Source organism: Planomonospora alba (assembly GCF_039534085.1).
GTDB lineage: Bacteria > Actinomycetota > Actinomycetes > Streptosporangiales > Streptosporangiaceae > Planomonospora_B > Planomonospora_B alba.
In genome coordinates this window covers 1,840-5,033 of the sequence record NZ_BAAAUT010000121.1, presented here as the reverse complement: position 1 = coordinate 5,033, position 3,194 = coordinate 1,840, and the positions used below count along the sequence as shown (strand labels likewise).

Here is a 3,194-nt window from a genome sequence, read left to right as displayed (position 1 = left end):
GGTCAAGTCCTCGGCCTATTAGTACCGGTCAGCTCCACACATTACTGCGCTTCCACCTCCGGCCTATCAACCCGGTCGTCTACCGGGAGCCTTACCCCCTCACAGGGTGGGAGACCTCATCTCAAGGCGAGCTTCCCGCTTAGATGCTTTCAGCGGTTATCCCTTCCGAACGTAGCCAACCAGCCATGCTCCTGGCGGAACAACTGGCACACCAGAGGTTCGTCCGTCCCGGTCCTCTCGTACTAGGGACAGCCCCTTTCAAGTCTCCTACGCGCGCAGCGGATAGGGACCGAACTGTCTCGCGACGTTCTAAACCCAGCTCGCGTACCGCTTTAATGGGCGAACAGCCCAACCCTTGGGACCTACTCCAGCCCCAGGATGCGACGAGCCGACATCGAGGTGCCAAACCATCCCGTCGATATGGACTCTTGGGGAAGATCAGCCTGTTATCCCCGGGGTACCTTTTAGCCGTTGAGCGACGGCGCTTCCACAAGCCACCGCCGGATCACTAGTCCCAGCTTTCGCTCCTGCTCGACCCGTCGGTCTCACAGTCAAGCCCCCTTGTGCACTTACACTCGACACCTGATTGCCAACCAGGCTGAGGGAACCTTTGGGCGCCTCCGTTACCCTTTAGGAGGCAACCGCCCCAGTTAAACTACCCACCAGACACTGTCCCTGATCCGGATCACGGACCGAAGTTAGACGTTCAAAACGACCAGAGTGGTATTTCACCAATGACTCCACCCGAACTAGCGTCCGAGCTTCACCGTCTCCCACCTATCCTACACAAGACGCTCCAAACGCCAATGTCAAGCTGTAGTGAAGGTCCCGGGGTCTTTCCGTCCTGCTGCGCGTAACGAGCATCTTTACTCGTAGTGCAATTTCGCCGGGTCTGCGGTTGAGACAGCGGGGAAGTCGTTACGCCATTCGTGCAGGTCGGAACTTACCCGACAAGGAATTTCGCTACCTTAGGATGGTTATAGTTACCACCGCCGTTTACTGGCGCTTAAGTTCTCAGCGTCGCCAGGCAAGCCTGGCTAACCGGTCCCCTTAACGTTCCAGCACCGGGCAGGCGTCAGTCCGTATACATCGTCTTACGACTTCGCACGGACCTGTGTTTTTAGTAAACAGTCGCTTCCCCCTGGCCACTGCGGCCCCCACCAGCTCAGAGCGCAAAGCCCGTCACCAGCGAAGGCCCCCCTTCTCCCGAAGTTACGGGGGCAATTTGCCGAGTTCCTTAACCACAGTTCACCCGATCGCCTCGGTATTCTCTACCTGACCACCTGAGTCGGTTTCGGGTACGGGCCGCCATGACACTCACTAGAGGCTTTTCTCGGCAGCATAGGATCACCCACTTCGCCACAATCGGCTCGGCATCACACCTCAGGCACATGCGCTGCGGATTTGCCTACAGCACGCCCTACATGCTTACCCCAGGACAACCATCGCCTGGGATGGGCTACCTTCCTGCGTCACCCCATCGCTTACCTACTACCGGATCAGGTCAGGCGTTCACTCTGACGCCGGCCCCGAAGGACCAGCCGAGCTAAGGACCCTTAGTATCACCGGGTTCGATATGGGCGCATCACAGCGGGTACGGGAATATCAACCCGTTGTCCATCGACTACGCCTGTCGGCCTCGCCTTAGGTCCCGACTTACCCTGGGCGGATTAGCCTGGCCCAGGAACCCTTGGTCATCCGGCGCAGAAGTTTCTCACTTCTGATTCGCTACTCATGCCTGCATTCTCACTCGCACAGCCTCCACACCTCGATCACTCGGGCGCTTCACCGGCCGCACGACGCTCCCCTACCCATCCACACACCCAGACAGCTCACGCTGCCAGGCTAACGTGTGAACGCCACGACTTCGGCGGTATGCTTGAGCCCCGCTACATTGTCGGCGCAGAATCACTTGACCAGTGAGCTATTACGCACTCTTTCAAGGGTGGCTGCTTCTAAGCCAACCTCCTGGTTGTCACTGCGACTCCACATCCTTTCCCACTTAGCACACGCTTAGGGGCCTTAGTCGGTGGTCTGGGCTGTTTCCCTCTCGACTACGGAGCTTATCCCCCGCAGTCTCACTGCCACGCTCTCACTTACCGGCATTCGGAGTTTGGCTGACGTCAGTAACCTTGTCGGGCCCATCGGCCATCCAGTGCTCTACCTCCGGCAAGAAACACGCGACGCTGCACCTAAATGCATTTCGGGGAGAACCAGCTATCACGGAGTTTGATTGGCCTTTCACCCCTAAACACAGGTCATCCCCCAGGTTTTCAACCCTGGTGGGTTCGGTCCTCCACGCGGTCTTACCCGCGCTTCAACCTGCCCATGCCTAGATCACCCCGCTTCGGGTCTACAGCATGCGACTCAAACGCCCTATTCAGACTCGGTTTCCCTACGGCTCCCCCACACGGGTTAACCTCGCCACACACCATAACTCGCAGGCTCATTCTTCAAAAGGCACGCAGTCACATCACGCACAGCAAGCTGTGCACGCTCCTACGGCTTGTAGGCACACGGTTTCAGGTACTCTTTCACGACCCCTCACCGGGGCACTTTTCACCTTTCCCTCACGGTACTAGTGCACTATCGGTCACCAGGGAGTATTTAGGCTTACCAGGTGGTCCTGGCAGATTCACACAGGATTTCTCGGGCCCCGTGCTACTTGGGATCCCCTCCAGCAGTCCAGCAGATTTCGCCTACCCGGCTCTCACGGTCTACGGCGTCCCTTCCCAGAGACTTCGACTACCCACTGGATTTCTCACTGCTCACAGTCCCGGCAGAGACTGTCGGAAGGTCCCACTACCCCGCACACGCAACGCCTGCCGGCTATCACACGCATACGGTTTGGCCTCATCCGCTTTCGCTCACCACTACTCACGGAATCACATGTTGTTTTCTCTTCCTACGGGTACTGAGATGTTTCACTTCCCCGCGTTACCACCAACCGCCCTATACATTCAGGCGGAGGCAACACCCCATGACGGGTGCTAGGTTTCCCCATTCGGACATCCCCGGATCAACGTCTGGTTGGCGACTCCCCGAGGCTTAACGCAGCCTCCCACGTCCTTCATCGGCTCCTGGTGCCAAGGCATCCACCGTGTGCCCTTAAAAACTTGGCCACAAAGATGCTCGCGTCCACTATGCAAATCTCAAACAACAAACAGCCACCGACCCACCCCGCCACCAGACAC

At 58.0% G+C, this 3,194-nt stretch carries 1 rRNA gene; it reads right to left on the bottom strand.

Features of this window, described 5'->3' with window-relative positions:
• Positions 1–3,122 (bottom strand): 23S ribosomal RNA (locus tag ABD823_RS34040); the annotation flags it as partial.
• Positions 3,123–3,194 lie beyond the last annotated feature (72 nt).